Raw genomic sequence first — 19,175 nt, forward strand, 5'->3', positions numbered from 1 at the left:
GCCGGTGCTGCGCCCCAACTAGACCGTCTTCGGCACCGACGAAGCTGGACTGGCCACCCTGGACCGGATCGCGGCCGGCGGGATCGGCGGCATGCCGGAGGACCGGGCGCCGGTCGACGGCGCACCGGCTCCGCCGGTGGAGATCTGCCGGGCCACGCGGGGCCGCTGAAACCCCACCCGGCGGTCCGCCCCGCCTGCGCCCGACAACCTGCCCACCGTGCGCCCGTCCGGCCGGCCATCCGGCCGCCCGCCCGGCCGCCCCTCGGGCGCCCCGTTCCCGGCCGCGTCGGGCCGCCCGGGCGGCGGCCAGCCCGGTGGGTTCGCGGGGCTCCGCCCGTCGGGGTGTCGACGACGCGACCTGGCAGAAGGCTCAGGAGGCCTGCCGTTCGGCACTGCCCAGCGGCGGCCCGGGTCGCGCCCGTGACGGCAACGGCCCTGGCAGCGGGTCGGGAACGAACCCGGCGTACGCCCACTGCCTCTCGGACCACGGAGTGCAGCGCGGCGCCACCCCGGAGGCGAGTGATCCGACGGCCAGCGCGGCGCGGGAGGCGTGCAAGGCGCTCAAGCCGGCCCCGGCTGCGAGCTGACTGGCCGCTGTCGCTCCGCCCGGCCCGGCACGCAGAGCGGCAGGACGAGGCGGCCGGGGCGCCCTGTCGACGAGGATCCACCACAGCCACCCCGACCGGTGAGCGCTCGTGAAGACCGCACTAGAGGCGGGTGTTGGCGGAGTGGGTCGGGGACGGTGTCGGGCCCTCGCTTCCCCGCACGTACTCCTGGACCGTGTCGTGGGCGACCGCCTGGAAGAGCGCCCCCGCCCGGGCAGTGTCCGACAGCACCACGCTCTGCCCACTCCTGGTGCCGGTCCCCGCGCTCGGGCTGCCCAGGAAGGTCAGGTCCGTGCTGCGCAGGTCCCGCAGTTCCAGCGCGACGTCGACCAGGTCGAAGTCCTTGTCGACGGTGACCGACCTGGTGACGGCCTGGAGGAAGGAGTTGAGCTTGACCGGGTTGGCCAACGTGCCGAGGCTCGCCGCCCGGTCGAGCAGTGCCTGGAGGAACTCTCGCTGGTGCCGTTCCCGGCTGAAGTCGCCGTCGGCGAACTGGTAGCGCTGGCGTACGTAGTCGAGCGCTTCCGCGCCGTTCAGATGGTGGGTGCCCTTGTCGAAGGTCCGGTACGGCGGGTGAATCGACGTGATGGTCTTCTCGATCTTCAGATCCACGCCGCCCAAGGCGTTGACCACCTGCTCGAAACCGGCGAAGTCGACCAGTCCGACGTGGTCGATGTGAACGCCGGTGAAGGTCTCCACGGTCTGGACCATGAGCGGCGTGCCGCCCCAGGCGTACGCGGAGTTGATCTTCGCCATGGTGTTCCCGTGTCGACCGTCGGTCGACTTGGGGACGAAGACCCAGGTGTCCCGAGGGATCGAGATGACCTCAGCCTTCTTGTGGTCGGCTTCGAGGTGCAGAAGCATGATCGTGTCGGTCCGCGAGCTCGCGGTCGTGTCCGGGTCGCGGGAGTCGCTGCCGAGCAGCAGCACGTTCATGGCGCCGGTGACCGGCTGCGTCGGGCGAGCGTCGGCCGGCAGTCCGGCGAAGGCGTCCGCGCGGGCCAGGTTGTCGTTGAGCGAACGGCCGTACGCCCCGATGGCGAAGGCCGCGCCGCCGCCCAGCACCAGCAGTGCCGCCAGCACGGCCACCACAATCCGTCGTGATCTTTGTTGCACCCGCTCCAGCCCCTCACGCCTCAGCCGGACGCCATCCGGTCGCCCGATCGTCACCCAAAGTAATAAGCCAAGCTGGGAGGCTGCTTGGAGTGATCACGGGCGCAGTGCGTCTCGCCTGTGACATGGCGACCGCGATCGGGACAGGCGTGCGGACATCCCCGCAACCAGGACGGCTCGCCCGAGCGGACCGCATTTTGCGGCGACGCCAGGCCACCTGCCTCAGCCGGGATGGGCAGGACGTCGTCTAGGTCTTCTGCCGATGTCCCGCCGGCATCGTCGGTGGTGACTGGATCCGCGCGATGTGGCCAGTGAGGCCGGCAAGCCAGACGTCGACCTCGACCGGGCGCAGGACCTCGGGCCGGGTCTCGCCGCTCCGGATGCTCTCGTCGACGCGGTCGACGATGTCCGGGGCAGCCGCCGGCGGGGCGACGGGGCGGCGGATCTGCCCCTGCGGCAACTGTCTGGCCAGGTCGGCGTAAGCGGACCGCAGTCGCTGGGCCCAGCCGACGAGCTGGGCTGCGGACTCGGGCCAGGACGCCAGAACGCCGGGCCGATCGCGGACGAGAAGCGCCTCTGCGCCCTGCAGGATGCGGTTCCCGGCGATCAGTACGACCTCCCAGTCCACATACGACATCCGCGGATCGTGGCGCTCGAAATGGTACTGGGCGAAGGATGCGTCGGTGAGGATCTTCCCTCGACGCGCGGCGTCGAGCGCCCCGGGCCTTCGGTCTTTCCCCGCGAGTACCTGCACGGTTTGTGCGATGGCCTCCGCAGCAGACCCGAGGTAGGCGGCAGCGTTGCGCCGCAGTTCGCTGCTGGCGCCGCGGGGCCACATCAGCAACCCGGCAAGAACACCGACCGCCGCACCGATCAGGACATCCACCAGACGGGCCCCGACCAGCTGCCAATTCGCCGGCGTGAGCTGGGCGAAGACGAAGATGAGCAGCAGTGTCAGCATGGCCTGCGACCAGCCCATGCCCAGCAGAGGGCCCACGCCGAACGCCAGCACCATGCTGATCGGCAGCAGCGCCGCGTAGATCTCGGGCGGTGGAGAACTGAGGAGCAGCAGGCCGCCGGCGACTGCACCGATGAGGGTGCCGACCAGTGCGGGACGCAACGTGGTGCGGGTGTCCGCGCCCGAGGTCCGCAGGAGAGTGAGGATGGCGAGAAGCACCCAGAAGCCGTGGAGCAGGTTGAACGTTCCGGCGATGATGCGGGCGGCGGCGAGAGCCACGGCAAGCCGGACGGCTCCCTCGAAATACACCGAGCGTGGGGTGAGGTGCGCGCGAAACTGCTGCCAGTACAACGACAGGACGCTGCGCCGGGCGTACCAGAACTGGTCGGGACCGGTGGCCGGACGCTCGGTGGCCTGCCTCGTCCGGAAGCCACCAGCCACCCGCGCGGCGGTCGCGAAGATGCCGGCCTGTTCGACCACTGCCTGAACGATGGCGTCTACGCGCAGACGAATGGCGTCGGCCCGCTGCCCCGCCCGGGCCCGCCGCCTTTCGAGTGCGGCGCCCGCGGCATCAAGGTGGTCGTCCGTGCCGGCTGCCTGGGCTTCCCCGAGCGCGATGTCGCCGGAGGAGCGGATCGATGCTGCGGACTGCCGCAGCAGCCGCGCCGCGTCGGCGTCCCTGGTCTCGGTTGTCCCCCGTTCGGTCGCGAGCGACTCGGCGAGCGCGAGCATCTCGTGTACGGCGGCGGCAGCGTCTCGCAACGCACGGTCCCGCACGCTGGCGGACATGGGCCGCTGGGTAGGGGGTAGCTGCAGTATCCGCACCTGTTCGACCGCACGGATGGCCCGAGTGTGGCGCCGCGCCACCTCCGCGTCTGCACCTTGCTGCCCGGACATCACGTCCGCGATTCCCTCGAGGAACGCGGCGACCCCCCTCGCCGCGTCGCCCAGGCGGTGCGGAAAGGCGACCGGTGCCGGGTCGGGCCACAGCGCCACCTCGGCGAGGCTCACGAGCACGATGCCCAGCGTCAGACCAGCCAACCGGGCCGGAAGCGTCCCGGGCTGATACGGCGGGAAGCAGGCCAGGATGTAGAAGAGCTGGAACGCGTTGGCCAGCCCGACCAGGCGCGGGCCGCCGACGCCGGCGAACGCCACGGCGAACCCGACGACCAGCATGCCGGCCGCCGCGGCCCAGGTGCTCCAGGCCAGGACGGTGCCGATGGCCACCAGCACCCACGCCATCGGCAGTGCGGCGAGCAGCGTGCGCGCTCGCTGGGACGCGTCGCCCGGCAACTGGGCGAACTCGCCGGTAGCGACCGTGGCGAACAACGCGTACGTCGCCAGAACGGTGCTGCCCAGACCGTACCGGCAGCCGTAGAAGCTGACGGAGGCGACGAGGGTCAGCCGCGCCGCCCGGCGACCTGTCCGGTATCCCGGGTCCCGGCGGCGGAGCCAGCCGAGGACACTCCGTCCCAACCGCATGTCCTGCCCCCGAACAAGTTGACTGTGACGGCCAGCCCGGTCCGGTCCCCGCTAGGCGAGCGCAAGCGGAGCGCCTGCGTCGGCCGGTTGGTGCGCGAACATGATCGGTGCCGTCGAACTGTGGCAGCAGGCCGACCGGGATGCTCCCACCCGGGTGGGCCCGCGTCCGGCGCCGAGCAGGCCCAGGGCCGGGACTCCGAAGCCGCCCGGCTGGTCTAGCTGGAGGGCTGGCTGACCATCGCCATCACGTGCGCGGTCCAAGGGACCACCAAGCTCCCGTCCACCTCGCCCCGAACATACCGGTAGAAGTTCGGCTTGTTCATGTGCTTGGCGAGCACCTCCTGGTCGGTCCAGTTCTCGTAGAAGAACATCAACGACGGGTCCTCCCGGACTGGTACAGGTCGTAGTCGAGGCAGCCGTGCTCGGCCCGGGTCGGCTCCACCATCGCGAGGTGGGCCCGATGCACCTCGTCGACCGCACCCGGCTTGCTGGTGAAGAACGGAACGAGGGTCACCTGGGCGGGGGAGTTCGCGGTCGCTCGGGCCGGTCCGGTCTGGTGTCCGGGCTGGAGAGCGGCCGCGCACGGCTCAGCATGGGCGCAGCCACCAGATCCATAGCTGACGTTGCCCGACGCTGCGCGTGAGGGCCCGACCAATGGGCGCACCGGCCGGCGGGGTCCGGGCGGCATCGCACGCCGCAACTGTCAGGGTCGCCGCCAGCGCGACGAAGGAACGTGCCCATTTCACTCAGCGCAGCGTACGGAAGCCCACCCGGCCCTGAGCCGATTTGGCCAGGATTGCCCTCGGCCTGACCTGCGTGATGTCGGGGCCGAGATGGCGAGGTGGGAGATAACTCGGACGACAGTCCCTGGCCGGCACCCAAGCTCTCGGGCGCCGGCCAGCGGCAGATCCAGTCGGCTGACCCGGCCCTGCCGGGCAGAACCCCGGTGTTCGGATGAACCGGCTCAGGTCATGCGACGTAGCGACGACGCCGTTGCGCGAGAAGCAGTACGAGGCCGACCACGATGAGACTGCCGCCCACCGCAGTGAGCTTGCCGAGCGTTGGGCCGGAGATTCCCGCGTCGGTCACCGGCAGGCTGGGGCTAGGTGTCCCGCCGGTCGCCGGGCAGGTCTGCGCCAGGTCGAATGTTCCGTCGGTGCCCGTGATCACCGCCGTGGCGTTGGTGAGGGCGAACGGATCCACCAGATCGCCGGTTGCGGACGGGCCGGCTGGCGTCCTGATCCACGCCCTGTCGCCGACGATCGCGCGGTCAGCGGCAGGCGTGGTCGTGATGGTCTCCGTGACGGGGCCACCCTCCGTGGCGAACTCGATGGTCAGTGAGGTGAAGGTGCCCTGCTGCTTCGCAGCCGGCAGGGCGAAGACCCAGACGTCCTCGGCCTGGAAGGGGCCACCACCGAGGTTCGGGTCGCACGTGTGAGTGCCGAACGCGGCCGCCGTCGTGCCGGTGTCCGCCGGATCGATGTTGATCGTCGTGCCACCCCCAGCCCGCGCTGGTGCGGCAGACCACAGGCCGATCACGGCGGCCAGCACGGTGGCCCCCGCAAGGCAGGTGATGATGGTTTGGTCAAATAAATCCCCCAGATAGCGTATTTTTCTTAACAGCTCGTGAAGTGGGGCGCGACCCGGTGCCAGGTAACCACGGACGGCGGGTGCCGATTGCCAGGATCCAACTCTTCCCTCGGGGGACAGCGGGCCGTGATAGGCGATCTGCGAGCCGCGACTCCCAGGAGAGCCTCCCGGCCCAACCGATGTAGCAGCTCGGCCGCGGTCACCGCGCTCGTTCCGGTGATGGCCCGTGCGGCGTCGGACGCCTGGGACATCAGCACGATCCCGCAGGCGATGTTGAGGGTGAGGTGGAGCAGTTGTCGGCGCTGAGGAGTGGGACGGAGTTGGATGTCCCCTCGTGGTCGATGACCAGGCCGTAGATCCGTCCAGGCCGCACTACCGCGACGTGGCCCGAAGTCGATCCGCCACCGCACCTGGCCGCCCGGGTCCGCGCACACCGCCTCGCCGACAGTGGTTCAGACATCTGGGCTGAGGTTCGGTGCCCCGGCGTGCTCCCGCCGCACGCCCTTCTCCTCGGTCGGGAAAGGCGGCGGCCCGGGGGAGGAGACCGGTGAGAGTGCGCTCCGCTGGCGACGGTCAGGCCTCGCCGAGGTCGGTACAGTGTGCGATCGTCGCATCGTCCGCCGCCACCGCGTGGCGCGCCTCCGCCTGGCGGACACGATGGATGATTTCGGCGGGTCCGCTCGACGCTAGGACGGCCATGACCCCTGGCCAGTCGGCGAGCCGGAACCGGTCCACGATGCGGCTGGCTCCATTGCTGAGCAGGACGGCACCGGCCAGCTCGGAGATCGGACAGCTTCCGGTGATCGCCTCGTCTGCCGCCCGCGGGTCGTCCTTGGCCAGCCAGAAGCCGCCCGGCTGGTTCCGATTGGCGCGCAAGTCTCGGAGGACTCGGTGGTACTCGTCGCTACCCTCGGCGGCGGCCTCGAGCGCGGACCGGTACGACCGGCTGATGATCACCTCCCGGGGATCGGAGACGACGAGCGGCGCACCGTCTGCTCGGTCGAGCACGAGGACCGAGTCACCGAGCACCAGGTGCTCGATGAGGCCGTCGGACAGGCGCAGGATGGCTACGGTCGCCGACGGACTGATGGGGTCGGCGACGTCGCAGGTGTCCCGGTGATCGTCCGTCACCTGCCTGATGGCCTCGGCGAGCAGCGCCGAAAGGCTGCGGTCCCGCACGAGTGACAAGAGGCTGAGGAGGCTGCCTCCCAGGCGGCTGGCGTACCAGGCCACGCCGTGTCGGCAGATCGATTCGGTGCCGGAGATGCCGGCGCCGTCGATGAGCACCGCTGCCGTCGGTACGGCGCCAGTGAAGTCCTCGTTCGCGTGGCCAGTCCGTCCCGCAGCGCTCGTCATCGTCACCCGCATGTCCTGCGCCGCCCTCCTGCCGATTAAGGCGTCGACTTTAACAACCGCCGACGCGCTTGGGGCGCACACATCTGCCGCTGATCGGTTCGTTCGCGAGCAGTCCGAAGTTCATCTGGCAGGCTTGCGCCATGATCGACCAGCCACCCGAGGGCCTGCCGCGCTACCGCGTCCTGACCGGACCTGACGACGGGACGTTTCGCCGTCGGGTCAGTGAGGCCCTTGACGTCGGGTTCCACCTCTATGGCGGCCCGGCACTCACATTCAACGGGAGCGAGTGAACGTCGCACAGGCTTCTGTCTGGCCGAGCAACGCAGAGGAATGAGCGCTTACGACGCCTGCCAGGAGCCTCGTCTCGACCCTCCAACGCTCTAAATTGCCGCTGATCGCGTGGTCGTGCCGAGATGAGTGCGCCCCGGCCCAGCTCTGCGGAGGATCGAACCGCGGCGTGGAGGCACCGGCAATATCCCGTTGACCGCAGCCTCCGGAGCACCTACCTTCTGGCCTCGCATGACCTTGGAGGCATTTTATGCGTGTGTCCGTCACGTCAATCCGCGTTGGCCTTGTCACCATCCGCAGCATCGACGTGAGGAACTCTAGAAGTGGATCTTCCGCGCAACTTCACCATCCGGGAACGTAACCACCGCATCCACAACCCCTTCACCGCCGAAAAGCTCGCCACGCTAGGCCAGGCCATCGGCCTGCAGACAGAGATGAGCGTGCTCGACCTCGCCTGCGGCAGTGGGGAGATGCTGTGCACCTGGAGCCGTGACCACGGCATCATCGGTACCGGAATCGACATCAGCACGGTCTCGATCGGCGACGCCCGAGCCCGTGCCGTCGAACTCGGTGTCGGCGACCGGGTCATGTTCCGGCACGGCGACGCCGCCGGGTACGTGGCAGCCACACCCGTCGACGTCGCCGCCTGCATCGGGGCCACCTGGATCGGCGGCGGCATCGCCGGCACCATTGCTCAACTGCAGCGCAGTATCTGCCCGGGAGGGATGCTGCTCGTCGGCGAGCCGTTCTGGAAAGCGACCCCACCAGATCAGGCAACCGTGGAAGGGTGCCACGCCTCCGCCGCAGAGGATTACCGTGACCTGCCCGGCCTCGTCGAGCTGTTCGGACAGCTGGGGTGGGACCTGGTCGAGATGGTGCTCGCCGACGAGGACAGCTGGGACCGGTACGTCGCCGCTCAGTGGATCACCGTGCGCAACTGGCTCAACGCGAATCCGCACGATGAACTGGCTGGCGAGTTTCGTATCGAGCTTGATACCGCCCCGCTGCGGTACGTCCGTTACCTGCGGCCCTACCTTGGCTGGGGGGTCTTCGCACTGATGCGGCGCCGACAGTCAAAGCGGGGGCTTCGATCACCTCGAAGCCCCCGCAAGACCAAGCGACTGCGCGCTTCTGCCGCGATGAGCGTGGCAATGCCGATGAGCGCGCGTTGGTTGCTCGGCAGCGGCCTACCGGCGCGACAGACGTTCCGCACTACGTCGACCGCAACTGGCTGCCCCATGAGGCTGTGAATGCCTTACGGCTCAGGCGATCTGGTCGCCCCAGCGCTTCCAAGCGTCGTCAGTTACGGCATCGATGCTGCGGGCGACTTCCCGCATGTCCGGCGCGGTGAACGACTCCTCTTGACTGGTGCGCCACCGGACTGCCCGGTGGGCTAAGGCTTTCCATTCGGGGAAGATCTCGGCAAGGTGCGCTGCGGCGCCGGCCTTCGAGGTGATGTCTTCGTAGGCGAGCGTGTAGTGCAGCCGGGCTGGACCGAGGACGCACCACGCTACGGCGTTAGCATCCACAGGGGTGTCTGCGGGTAGCTCGGCAACGTGCTGATAGATGTTTGGGGCCGCTGGCTTCCAGTAGTCACGAAGGTTCTCAAGGTTGTACCGGCGCAGCGCCGCTGAGTCGACGTGTATGCCGAGTTCGTCGACCTCCGGCCCGCGAACCCGGATTCCGTACCGCTGCAGGGTCAGCCAGAGCACAGGAGTCAATTCGCCGCATGGCTTGTCGGTGCGAGGCTCGCCATTGACTACGAACGGAACCACGCGAGGATCAATGGGGAACTCCTCGAACGTCGCCTGATCGAGGTACACGCCGTCCAAGTGCGGCTTGGCTGGCATGGTCTCGTGAACCTTCGCCAGCGCAGCCAGGTCACTTGGGCTCGCGACGCGTGATGTCACGATGACCGTGTCGACGTCGCTAGTGCGGTGTCCACTAACGTTCACCGGGTCTCCGGTGGGTGTTGTGGATCCTCGCCGTAGCAGGCGAGCGACTCCCCACCGGTTGGTGGGGCGGGCCTCCGCGGGCCAACTGATCCTCGCGCCGCCGGCGGGGGTCACGCCGGGACCGGCCGGCACCGGGCAGGTGCCAGCCGGCTCGACGGTGCGTGACCACCTGCGGCAGCACAACCGCTGCCGGGGTGGTGGATCCGCCGCCCGGGGTACGGGTGGCGATGCTGGCGGCCGCGACCAGGTCGCGGTGCCCGGAGAACGCGCAGTGCGGGCAGGACAAGGTCCGCCCACGCGGTTTCGGCACCCGCCGTCGGCAGGCGGGGCAGGTGGAGGAGGTGTCGCGTTCGTCGACCAGCCGGACGGTGATACCGGCCAGGGTGGCCTTGTCGGTGAGGACCTGCAGGAGCCGGCCGATCTGCCACTGCCGCAGCCGCAGGTTGTGCCGCCGCCCGGCAGGCAGGTCCAGCACCCCGCGGGGATCGCCCACGTGCAGCACACCGACCCGCTGCCGCACCGCCCACGAGATCACCGTGGAGGCGGCCTCGTGCTGGGCCTGACGAACCCTGCGCCGGTGCCGGCCCTCCACCAGGCGTGCCCGACGCCGGTACTGCCGCCACCGCCGCGACCCCTTCTCACCCGGCTTCGGCGCACGGCGGGCCACGGCACGGCGGCGGGCCTTGGTGTCGGCCAGGTGCATCCGGTGCTCGGCGCGGATCGCCCGCCCCGACACCAGCAACCCCTCCCCGTCGGGGCCGGCCACGGCGTAGGGGTGGATGATCCCGAGATCCACCCCGGCCACCCGGCCGGGGTCCGGTTCCTCGCCGGGCGGATAGACGGCCACCGGCACCTCGGCGGCCACGTCGAGGAACAGCCGCCTACCCTCGCACAGCAGGGTGATCGAGCGGACCTGCTCGGCCGGATACGGCACGTCGCGCGCCAGGCGCACCCACAACGGGGTAGTGCCTCTGGCGGTCGGGATCCGCACCTGGCGCCCGTCGAGGGTGAACGTGCCGTGATACCAGCGCACCGGCACCAGCCCCCGCCGACGACGCGGGAACCGCGCCGACACGTCACCGGCGCTGCGGCGCTTCGCCGCCGCGAACCACGCATCCGAAAACCGCCGCAACACCGACCGCGCCCCGGTGCAATCGAGTTCAGCGAAGGTGCCCGGCCCGGATGCCGCCAACTCGCGGCACAGCTGCTGATAGCCGACCAGCGGCGCGTCCCGGCGGCGCCGCCGCCACGCGTTCACCTCCAACACACACGCCCATACATCACCGGCCGAGCGCAGCAGCCCGAAACAACGGCGCCGCTGGCCCGGCGTCACCCGCAATCCGATCCGTGCGGTGCGATGCACAACCCGAGGAGCGGCGGGATCCCGACGACGAGGCACGAACCGAAGCCAACACCACCCCTACGACACTTTCCCCAACCCCGACCAACCCGGCCAACGCTTGTGGACACGGCACTAGCGTTGGGCACCCAGGCCCCGAGTGCCGCCGAGCCGACGACGTGGAGCTTCTCGACGAAGCCAGGCAGCGCCTCGTCCACCGCTTGGAGGTAGGCGTCGGTCAAGTCCTTGATCACGCGGGCACCGTATCAGCGGGCGCTAGCTGACCAAGCGCACTCATTTGCCGCTGGTCGCGTGGCCGTCGAGCTCGCTGCAGGACGGTCGACTCTGCCGATTACACCTTGAAGAAGGACCGTGATATCAACCGCGACATGAACACCGAGTACGCCTACCCGGACGACCTCACCGAGCTCCGTAACGCCTTCAGCGTGGATGACGCTGGCGAATCGGCTCTGGGCTGGGCAGGGGTATACGCCTTCGAAGCAGAGCACGGCATCGTTCTGCCGGAGCCGTACCGGACGTTCGTCGCCGAGATCACGGATGGATCCTTCTCCGGACCGCCGGACTACGGCCTCGTAGGCGTCGCGGAGATGCCCGACGACTGGGGCGACGATCGTCCGGTGCGAAACCTGAGCGCACCCTTCCCGCTGACTGAGGGGTGGCTATGGGAGGACGATCCCCGACCATACGAGGAGATCGAGCCGCTGCTCGACCCAGTCTTCAACCACGGGTCGGTCGTGCTCGGCACGGACGGCTGTGGGATGTACTGGCACCTGATAGTGACCGGCCGGCATCGCGGCCATATCTGGAACATCAGCCCTGAGGGCGCCGCTCCGTTCGGGGCGGAGTTCGGTCACACCACCGCCAGCCCGGGGTTCGCCGGGTGGCTACGGCACTGGGCAGCTGGCAAGCGATGGTTCGACGCCTCCTGAGAAACGTACTGTCATGCCGCGGAGCGTGCGGGACACGCAACCTTGCTGCTGCTGGCGCAGACGGCGATCGACCAGCCTTCCGCAGGCTCCGCCTCCGGTGGCGGGGGGAGCGCTACCTCTACCTACTGATCAGCTCTGCTCAGACCTGGGTCCAACGAGTCGGTTCCGTCATCGAGGTCACCGACGAGCGAGTCCGGGGCACGCATGCGCCACGCGTCGGTGATGAGCTCCTGTAGACGGTCGACGCTCACGTGCGTCAACCGCAGCATGACCAGGGGCAACCCGTCATACGCGGGCGTGGTGAAGAAAACCTCGGGCTCGCCGAGGAGTAACGCCTGCTTCTCCGCTTCGTCGCCGACGTACAGCACCGCGATATCGGTCCGGATGAGGCGCGACGTACCAGCTCTGCGCTCCGGGTAGGACCAAACAAACCCTTTGCCGGCGACTCGGAAGTCGAAGCCGTCACTGTCGATCTCGACCACGTGAGGCAGCGCCACCGCCACCTGACGGACATCGTCGGCGTCAGCCATCGAGGTCGCTCCAGGACACCGCCCCCTGCATCCGTACAGCCTAACCGCCGGCGCCGCGCCGCCGGCCCACAAGACTCCACAGCGAGACGACCGGCCGGCAGCGACAGAGCCACCTGCCGCTCGCCATGGAGCTGGGGCGTACGCGATGAACCAAACGTGGCCGGGTCGGGCGTTCCGCTGTCGGCCGCACGCGCGGACATCGAGCGACACGGGCACTGGCTCCAGGACGTACGCCGCTTCCAGCCCTCGACAGTCTCGCGCCGTCTGTCCGTGGTGGTCGGCTTCTACCGCGTTCGCGTCCGCGTCCGCGACCGCGCCCTGCCGCACTCGCCGGCCGACGTACTCATCTGCCGCCGACCGAGTCCGGCGCAGGCGTGGGTTGGACCCGGGGGATCAGCACGCTCAGGCAGGTGACGCAGCCCTCAAGCTTCTCGTACTCGCCGATGTCGACGACGACCGGTGTGAAGCCGAGGTCCGCAACGAGCGCCGCGGTGCGCGGCGCCGACGCGGCCAGCAGTACGAGGTCATCCCCGAGTGGTACGACGTGGCAGCCGGCCTCCTCGTCGACCGTGCGCATCGGCTGTCGGAGCGCGGTCGTGTCGAGCAGTTCCGGCAGCGCGAGGAGGGTGCCGTCGGGCAGCGCGGTCACGGCCGACTTGAGATGCAGCACGTCGCGCAGCGGGACCGGGATTACCGTGCGTCCGCGGGACGCCAGGTGGGCGCGCAGTTGGGCCACGCCCTCGCCGTTGGTGCGGCCGCCTCGGCCCACGTACACGGTGGTGCCGATTTGCAGCACGTCGCCGCCGTCCAGCGTCCCGGGAGCCTCGATGCGCACGACTTCCAGCCCGGCCTCGCGTACCGCCTTCTCCGTGCCGGGGATCTCTGGACGGCGCTGTGCCGCGCCCGGCCGGGTGATCACCGCCAGGCCATCGCAGACCACGACGGTGTCCTCGACGAACACCGAGTCGGGGCAGTGGTCGGCGGGGGCGACCTCGCGCACCTGCCAGCCGGCTTCGGCGAGCGCGGCCCGGTACGCCTCGTGCTGACGCCGGGCCTGCGCGACGTCCACGTCGCTGCGCTCGATGTGGGTGACCAGCCCCTCGGCCAGCCGGCCGCTGGGTCGCCGGACCAGGGCAATGCCTCGCGTCATGCCACCAGTCTGCCGTGCCCCTGTCAGCGGAGCTCAAGCAGGGCAGGCAGCAGTTCGCGCTGCGCCCAGTCGAGGAATGCGAATGCCGCTCGTCGCCGACCTGTACGAGGGCGACGTGGGTGGCCTGGCGGCTCGACATCAATATCGATCGATCAGGACTTTCTGCTCGGTGACCTCTTCGGCTGCTCCGAAGGTGTCGGCTTCCGGCCGTTGCATGATTGGGCCCGGCTGCAACTCATGCCGAATTGAGTGCGGCGATAAAGGTCTTTTGGTTGGCCTCGGTGTAGGCCAATTCGCGTCGGGTCCAGGCGAGCACCTCGCCAGAGCGTGCGCGAGCGACCGAGGCCGCTTCGTCGTCGAGGATGTCTCGCCAGAACGCCTCGTTGCGGCGTAAGCGCTCGCCGATGGCGGCAGGTAGACGGTCCCGGTCGGTCGGGCTCAAGCCGTAGGCGTCCGCCAGGATCCGCACCTGGCGGGCCTGCTCTGTCGCGGGTCCCCGATCGGGCCGTGACGAGATGCACCATGCCCACGCCATGTACCCCACGTCCTCCAGCGGGTGGCCTGGCGCCGCGAAGTCGAAGTCGATGAAGGCGATCGGCTGACCGTCGCGGAAGACCGTGTTGTTCGGACCGGGGTCGTGATGGCAAACCACCTCCTCCCGGAGGCTGGGCATCAGGTCTCGCGTGGCATCGTGCAGTTTTCGCAGCAGCGTCGCTGCCTGTCCGACCTGGTCGTCGGTGAAGTGCTGCCATCGTGGAGGAACGTGGCCGGGCACGAACGACAAGATGTCACGGCCGTATTGGTCCCACCCCTGGTGCTGAGGGCAGCCGTCGAAACCCTTCCTGACGAGATGAGCCAGCAGTCGCGCCACGTAACGCGACGCCGGCGACGCTGGGCGGCGCACCGTGTCTCCAACCCGCACCACACCAGCCGTCAAACGGCCCCCGGCCAAGGGTTGTTCCACGTCATGCTCGCCGCCCTGACTCACCACGCGACCCTAACGGCCGCGCGCCGAATGACGGTAAGGCGGCACCGCTGCGACGCCGGGCCCACAGCGGTCAGGACAGTCCTGATACGAGTTCGGCGACGTCCTCGGCGCAGCCGTAGGACAGTGTGACTCCGGCGCCACCGTGGCCATAGCAGTGCACCACCGGACCGCGGTCGATGAACTCGGTTTCCAGCCGCACGGTCGGGCGCCCAGGACGTAGGCCCACGCGATGGCTGAGGATGCGGGCCTTGTCGAGCGCGGGCACCAGCTCGGTGCACCGTTTCAGGATGTCGGTGATCGTTTGCGGCCTGACGGTTAGGTCCTCGTCGCCCTCCTCGGCGGTGCCGCCGAGCAGCACGGTGTCGCTCCTGGGTACGACGTAGATCAGTTGTTCGGGATCGTTCTGGTCGAGTAGCCATTCGGTCAGGCCGAACTGTGCGACGACGATCACCTGTCCCCGTACCGGTGTGAGGGTCTCGTCGTGGACCAACTCCCTGGAACCCAGCCCGGTGCAGTTCACCACGGCATCCACGTCCTCGAAGGCCCCGGCCAGATCATCCACGTACCGGGTTGAAACGGCGACCCCCGCCGTTTGCAACTGACCGAGCAGCCATGGCAGATGCACCGCCATGTCCACCACCGGAACGCTCAGTTCGTAACCGTCGACGTAGCCGGCCGGCAGTCGGTCGACCGCAACCCGACCCAGCTCGGGAACCGCATCCCGCCACCACGGGTCGGAGGTGTGCTGACGGAACAACTCCTGCCCGTGGCGCATTCGCACGCCGGCGGACGGATCGGAGGTCAGGCCGCGCAGCACCTGGTAGGTGGTCGCCGACCATCGGGTTACGTCCGCCTCCGGGTAGGCGCGGTAGGGATACCAGAGTGCCGCGGCGACCGACGATGTGGTGCTCTTCCCCATTCTCGCGGCAACTACGTCGACCTCATGACCGGTTTGCCTCAGACGGAGTGCACTGGTCAAGCCCACAACACCGGCACCGACGACCCTGACCTTCATGCCTTGAGATCACACCACATCGGGGTGCCCTTCCGGGTAACGGACGCCTGGGCAGGGCCAAGGACGTAGGGGCGAAGACGAGCAGGACGTCCGCCTGCTGCTTGCCGCTGCTCAGGTCAGGGCGGGCTCGGTGGTACGCCCGGTGTATGGGCCGTTGGCCCGGGGTTCCAGATGAGGACCGGCGCGCCGACGCACCCCTGCGGAAGGGCTGGCACCCAACGGACGAAGCCGCGCGCGTCCCGGGCGACGGAGGCTCTAGTGATCATCTCGACTCCCGTCGTGCCCGGCTGCCGGTGTCGGCCGTCGTCAGCCGTCCCGGAGAGCGTCGTCGATGCCGGTCTCGCGGCGGCCGAGATGGATCGGGTCCCGGCCGGAGAGCAGGTCCAGCGCCGCCTTAACGCAGGCGCCGTACTCGCGGCTGGAGCTGACCCACCACCGCTGGGCGTACCGCTTCGCGGTCTCGTCGCCCACGCCGTTGGCATCGATGCCGAGGCTCCGGCACAGCGCCACGGCCCGGGGCAGGTGGAAAGACTGGGTCACCACGGTCGCGCGCTGCACCCCGAAGATCCGCTTTGCCCGCGCGCACGAGTCGTACGTGTCGAAGCCGGCGTGGTCCAGCACCACTTTCTGCGCCGGCACGCCCCGGTCGACCAGCCAGCGCAGCATCGCGTCGGGCTCGTTGTAGTCGGCATTCATGTTGTCGCCGGACACCAGGATCGCCCGAACCTTGCCGCCGTCGAACAGCCGCTGCGCGATCTCCAGCCGGGCGGCGAGGAACGGTGACGGCGTGCCGTCCGTGCCCACCTTGGTGCCCAGGACCAGGGCGACCGGCGCATCCGGCACGCCGGCCTCGCTGTAGATGTGGCCGTCCGCACCACTGCGGATCCACGCCACGCTGGCCACCGTGCAGCCGCTCGACAGCACCGCACCGACGACCATCGCGAGAAGCACACGGCGGACGACCCGCCTGTGCTCCCCGTACCACCGCCTGACCGCGGCGAATCGCGCCCGCATGCCGCGGAATTATTCCTGTTCTACCGCTCCGCCGATACCGACGGGCGCCAGCCGACCTCTGCGCGGGGTGTGTTGATGCAGTTACGACACCCTCGTCCGCGGCAGCCCCATCCGGGTCGAGCGCCCGCCCCCGTCCCGACTGGACGCCGTCGTGCGACAGTGGCCCGGTTGGAGGCCGGCGCCATCATCGACACGGCGCGGACCGAGGCCGCCAGATTCGGGGAAGCGCCCGAATCCGAAGCTGGTGACCGATGATGGGATGCCAGCCAAGGCTCCGAGCCGCCCCTCTGCGTCGCGCCATGGACGGGACCGCGCCGAACGCCCGGCGGCTGGCGTGGAGAGCGGGGAGCCCGGCGGACCGCTGGACAACCACAGGCGGTTGACGGGTAAGGCAGTGGGCCGGCAGCCGGCCGGGCCGCGGGGCCAGGACCGGCGCGGCGTGGGGGAGCGCAAGCCGGCCGCGTCAGCGAGGTGCCGGCGGTCGCGCTGTTGCCGCTACTGCGCTTCGGAGCGCGCGGAGCTTACAAGCGAGGGGTCTCAGGTTCGAAACCTGCCGCGCCCACCCCCATCTGGCCAGGGACAGAGGGGCCCCGGTCCCGTTCTCGGTGACCGGGGCCCCTTGGCATCAGGCGAGGTCGTACCGGTCCAGGTTCATGACCTTGACCCACGCCGCGACGAAGTCCTGGACGAACTTCTCCTGCCCGTCGTAACTGGCGTAGACCTCCGCGATGGCTCGGAGCTGGGAGTTCGAACCGAAGAGGAGATCAACCGTGGTGGCGGTCCACTTGACCTCGCCTGTGGCGCGATCCCGACCCTCGAAGACGCTCTCGGCCGAGGCGGATGGCTTCCACTCCGTGCCGATGTCCAGCAGGTTCACGAAGAAGTCGTTCGTCAACGTCTCGGGCCGCCCGGTGAAGACGCCGTGTCGTGCTTGCCCCACGTTGGCGTTCAGGGCCCGCATGCCGCCGATCAGGACCGTCATCTCGGGAGCGGTCAGCGTCAACAGGTTGGCCCGGTCCAGCAGCAGGGTCTCCGGCGACAACTTCTCTCCGGCTCGCAGGTAGTTGCGGAACCCGTCTGCCTTCGGCTCGAGCACGGTGAACGTCTCCACGTCGGTCTGCTCCTGGGAGGCGTCCGTGCGCCCGGGTGAGAACGGGACCGCGACGTCATGCCCGGCGTTCTTGGCCGCTTGCTCGACGGCCGCGCACCCGCCGAGGACGATCAGGTCAGCAAGCGAGACCTTCTTCCCGCCGGACTGTGAGTTGTTGAATTCCTGCTGGATCTGCTCCAGGGCCTGCAGCACGGTGGCGAGCTCGGCCGGGTCGTTGACCTCCCAGTTCTTCTGCGGCTCGAGGCGGATCCGCGCCCCGTTGGCCCCGCCCCGCATGTCGGTGCCGCGGAAGCTCGCCGCCGACGCCCAGGCGGTCGAGACCAACTGGGAGCTGGACAGTCCCGATGCGAGGAGCTTGGCCTTGAGGGCAGCGATGTCCTCGTCCGCGACCAGCTCGTGATCGACCGCCGGGACGGGGTCCTGCCACAGTTGCGGCTCCGGAACCCACGGGCCGAGGTAGCGCGAGACGGGGCCCATGTCGCGGTGCAACAGCTTGAACCACGCCTTGGCGAACGCCTCCGCGAACTGGTCCGGATTCTCCAGGAAACGCCGCGAGATCTGCTCGTACACCGGGTCGACGCGCAGCGCGAGGTCCGTCGTCGCCATCATCGGAGCGTGCCTGACCGAGGGGTCGTGCGCGTCGGGCACGGCGTCCGCCGCGGCGCCGTCCTTCGGTTTCCACTGCTTCGCGCCGGCAGGGCTCTCGGTCAGCTCCCACTCGTGCCCGAACAGCGTCTCGAAGAAGCTGTTGTCCCAGGTGATCGGGGTGGGCGTCCACGCCCCCTCGAGCCCGCTGGTGATCGTGTCCTTGCCCTTGCCGCTGCCGAAGGTGCTCTTCCAGCCAAGGCCCTGATGGTCGACGGGGCAGCCCTCGGGCTCGGGGCCGACCAAGCTGGCGTCGCCCGCACCGTGGGTCTTGCCGAACGTGTGGCCGCCGGCGATGAGTGCAACTGTCTCCTCGTCGTTCATCGCCATGCGACGGAAGGTCTCCCGGATGTCACGTGCGGAAGCCAGCGGATCCGGCTTGCCGTTCGGGCCCTCCGGGTTCACGTAGATCAGGCCCATCTGGACGGCACCGAAAGGACCGGTGAGCTCCCTGTCACCGCTGTAGCGCTCGTCTCCGAGCCACGTGTCCTCAGGCCCCCAGAAGATCTCCTCGGGCTCCCAGATGTCCTCTCGCCCGAAGCCGAAGCCGAACGTCTTGAAGCCCATCGACTCCAGGGCAACGTTGCCGGCGAAGACCAGGAGGTCGGCCCAGGAGATCTTCCGGCCGTACTTCTGCTTGACCGGCCACAGCAACCGGCGCGCCTTGTCGAGGTTCGCGTTGTCGGGCCAACTGTTGAGAGGGGCGAAGCGCTGGGCGCCGTCGCCGCCACCGCCACGGCCGTCTTCGATGCGGTACGTGCCGGCGGAGTGCCAGCTCATCCGGATGAAGAGCGGCCCGTAGTGACCGTAGTCGGCCGGCCACCAGTCCTGCGACGTCGTCATCACGTCGAGGACGTCCTGCTTGAGCTCCTCGACGTTGAGGGTCTTGAACTCCTCGGCGTAGTCGAAGTCCCCGCCCATCGGATTGGCTCGCGGCGAGTGCTGGTGGAGAACCTGCAGGTTCAGCTGATTCGGCCACCAGTCCTGGTTCGTCCTGGGTCGAGTCCGCTTCTGAGTGGGGGATGGGATTACAGGGTTTTCACTCTCGCTGCCGCGATCAGACACGTCGTTCCTTCTCCCGTCTTT

17 protein-coding genes are annotated in these 19,175 nt (G+C 69.2%); 3 read left to right on the plus strand and 14 right to left on the minus strand.

All coding sequences use genetic code 11. The annotated features are described in order from the left end of the window. Window positions 1–707: 707 nt before the first annotated feature. The 6 genes from ACTWO6_RS10800 to ACTWO6_RS10825 form a co-directional block, all read right to left on the minus strand. Entirely contained in the window at window positions 708–1,688 is a 981-nt protein-coding gene (locus tag ACTWO6_RS10800; protein ID WP_446219486.1) for an LCP family protein, read from the minus strand. A 277-nt stretch (window positions 1,689–1,965) separates the two neighbouring features. Then, a complete protein-coding gene (locus tag ACTWO6_RS10805; RefSeq protein WP_446219487.1) occupies window positions 1,966–4,158 on the minus strand; it encodes an FUSC family protein in 2,193 nt (730 codons plus the stop codon). A gap of 215 nt (window positions 4,159–4,373) precedes the next feature. Continuing rightward, the gene (locus tag ACTWO6_RS10810) at window positions 4,374–4,529 is read right to left on the minus strand and encodes a hypothetical protein (RefSeq protein WP_446219488.1); all 156 of its coding nucleotides are present in this window, start codon (window positions 4,527–4,529) and stop codon (window positions 4,374–4,376) included. Beyond that, on the minus strand, window positions 4,529–4,672 hold the full coding sequence (locus ACTWO6_RS10815) for a putative quinol monooxygenase (protein ID WP_446219489.1): 144 nt from the start codon (window positions 4,670–4,672) through the stop codon (window positions 4,529–4,531). The genes ACTWO6_RS10810 and ACTWO6_RS10815 overlap by 1 nt, the downstream gene beginning before the upstream one ends. A 455-nt stretch (window positions 4,673–5,127) precedes the next feature. Beyond that, a complete protein-coding gene (locus ACTWO6_RS10820; protein WP_446219490.1) occupies window positions 5,128–5,709 on the minus strand; it encodes a hypothetical protein in 582 nt (193 codons plus the stop codon). A gap of 612 nt (window positions 5,710–6,321) precedes the next feature. Next, the gene (locus ACTWO6_RS10825) at window positions 6,322–7,116 is read right to left on the minus strand and encodes a hypothetical protein (protein WP_446219491.1); all 795 of its coding nucleotides are present in this window, start codon (window positions 7,114–7,116) and stop codon (window positions 6,322–6,324) included. A 128-nt stretch (window positions 7,117–7,244) separates the two neighbouring features. On the opposite strand from ACTWO6_RS10825, the gene ACTWO6_RS10830 reads away from it, so the two are divergent. Together ACTWO6_RS10830 and ACTWO6_RS10835 are read left to right on the plus strand one after the other, a co-directional pair. After that, window positions 7,245–7,394, plus strand: coding sequence for a DUF1737 domain-containing protein (locus tag ACTWO6_RS10830; RefSeq protein WP_446219492.1), 150 nt, complete (start codon window positions 7,245–7,247; stop codon window positions 7,392–7,394). Window positions 7,395–7,715: 321 nt separating this feature from the next. Continuing rightward, complete coding sequence (locus ACTWO6_RS10835) at window positions 7,716–8,642, plus strand: SAM-dependent methyltransferase (protein WP_446219493.1); 927 nt, start codon at window positions 7,716–7,718, stop codon at window positions 8,640–8,642. Between the two features lie 12 nt (window positions 8,643–8,654). Here ACTWO6_RS10835 and ACTWO6_RS10840 read toward each other — a convergent pair whose 3' ends face one another. Continuing rightward, window positions 8,655–9,302 (minus strand): hypothetical protein, encoded by a 648-nt coding sequence (locus tag ACTWO6_RS10840; protein WP_446219494.1) that lies wholly within the window; start codon window positions 9,300–9,302, stop codon window positions 8,655–8,657. A gap of 34 nt (window positions 9,303–9,336) precedes the next feature. Continuing rightward, window positions 9,337–10,746, minus strand: coding sequence for an RNA-guided endonuclease InsQ/TnpB family protein (locus ACTWO6_RS10845; protein WP_446219495.1), 1,410 nt, complete (start codon window positions 10,744–10,746; stop codon window positions 9,337–9,339). 299 nt (window positions 10,747–11,045) lie between these two features. Here ACTWO6_RS10845 and ACTWO6_RS10850 point away from each other — a divergent pair, with 299 nt between their 5' ends. After that, window positions 11,046–11,636 (plus strand): SMI1/KNR4 family protein, encoded by a 591-nt coding sequence (locus ACTWO6_RS10850; RefSeq protein ID WP_446219496.1) that lies wholly within the window; start codon window positions 11,046–11,048, stop codon window positions 11,634–11,636. Window positions 11,637–11,758: 122 nt separating this feature from the next. Here ACTWO6_RS10850 and ACTWO6_RS10855 read toward each other — a convergent pair whose 3' ends face one another. The 6 genes from ACTWO6_RS10855 to katG all read right to left on the minus strand — a co-directional run bounded on the left by ACTWO6_RS10855 (window position 11,759) and on the right by katG (window position 19,154). Next, on the minus strand, window positions 11,759–12,166 hold the full coding sequence (locus ACTWO6_RS10855; protein ID WP_446219497.1) for an MmcQ/YjbR family DNA-binding protein: 408 nt from the start codon (window positions 12,164–12,166) through the stop codon (window positions 11,759–11,761). A gap of 343 nt (window positions 12,167–12,509) precedes the next feature. Next, window positions 12,510–13,316: a dimethylargininase gene (ddaH, locus tag ACTWO6_RS10860; RefSeq protein ID WP_446219498.1), complete on the minus strand. Its 807-nt coding sequence runs from the start codon at window positions 13,314–13,316 to the stop codon at window positions 12,510–12,512. A gap of 235 nt (window positions 13,317–13,551) precedes the next feature. After that, window positions 13,552–14,304: a phosphotransferase gene (locus tag ACTWO6_RS10865; RefSeq protein WP_446219499.1), complete on the minus strand. Its 753-nt coding sequence runs from the start codon at window positions 14,302–14,304 to the stop codon at window positions 13,552–13,554. A gap of 70 nt (window positions 14,305–14,374) precedes the next feature. Further along, window positions 14,375–15,319 (minus strand): FAD-dependent oxidoreductase, encoded by a 945-nt coding sequence (locus ACTWO6_RS10870; protein WP_446219500.1) that lies wholly within the window; start codon window positions 15,317–15,319, stop codon window positions 14,375–14,377. A 306-nt stretch (window positions 15,320–15,625) separates the two neighbouring features. Next, entirely contained in the window at window positions 15,626–16,333 is a 708-nt protein-coding gene (locus tag ACTWO6_RS10875) for a SanA/YdcF family protein (RefSeq protein WP_446219501.1), read from the minus strand. A gap of 625 nt (window positions 16,334–16,958) precedes the next feature. After that, window positions 16,959–19,154 (minus strand): catalase/peroxidase HPI, encoded by a 2,196-nt coding sequence (katG, locus tag ACTWO6_RS10880; RefSeq protein WP_446219502.1) that lies wholly within the window; start codon window positions 19,152–19,154, stop codon window positions 16,959–16,961. Window positions 19,155–19,175 lie beyond the last annotated feature (21 nt).

It is taken from the genome of Micromonospora sp. IBHARD004 (assembly GCF_052814115.1).

What these genes read in the sequence shown, in the direction of transcription:
- ACTWO6_RS10855 (WP_446219497.1), bottom strand. Translation starts at nt 12,166, where the DNA reads ATGGCTGACGCCGACGATGTCCGTCAGGTGGCGGTGGCGCTGCCTCAC.
- ddaH (WP_446219498.1), bottom strand. Translation starts at nt 13,316, where the DNA reads ATGACGCGAGGCATTGCCCTGGTCCGGCGACCCAGCGGCCGGCTGGCC.
- ACTWO6_RS10810 (WP_446219488.1), bottom strand. Translation starts at nt 4,529, where the DNA reads ATGTTCTTCTACGAGAACTGGACCGACCAGGAGGTGCTCGCCAAGCAC.
- ACTWO6_RS10875 (WP_446219501.1), bottom strand. Translation starts at nt 16,333, where the DNA reads ATGCGGGCGCGATTCGCCGCGGTCAGGCGGTGGTACGGGGAGCACAGG.
- ACTWO6_RS10805 (WP_446219487.1), bottom strand. Translation starts at nt 4,158, where the DNA reads ATGCGGTTGGGACGGAGTGTCCTCGGCTGGCTCCGCCGCCGGGACCCG.
- ACTWO6_RS10825 (WP_446219491.1), bottom strand. Translation starts at nt 7,116, where the DNA reads ATGCGGGTGACGATGACGAGCGCTGCGGGACGGACTGGCCACGCGAAC.
- ACTWO6_RS10830 (WP_446219492.1), top strand. Translation starts at nt 7,245, where the DNA reads ATGATCGACCAGCCACCCGAGGGCCTGCCGCGCTACCGCGTCCTGACC.
- ACTWO6_RS10870 (WP_446219500.1), bottom strand. Translation starts at nt 15,319, where the DNA reads ATGAAGGTCAGGGTCGTCGGTGCCGGTGTTGTGGGCTTGACCAGTGCA.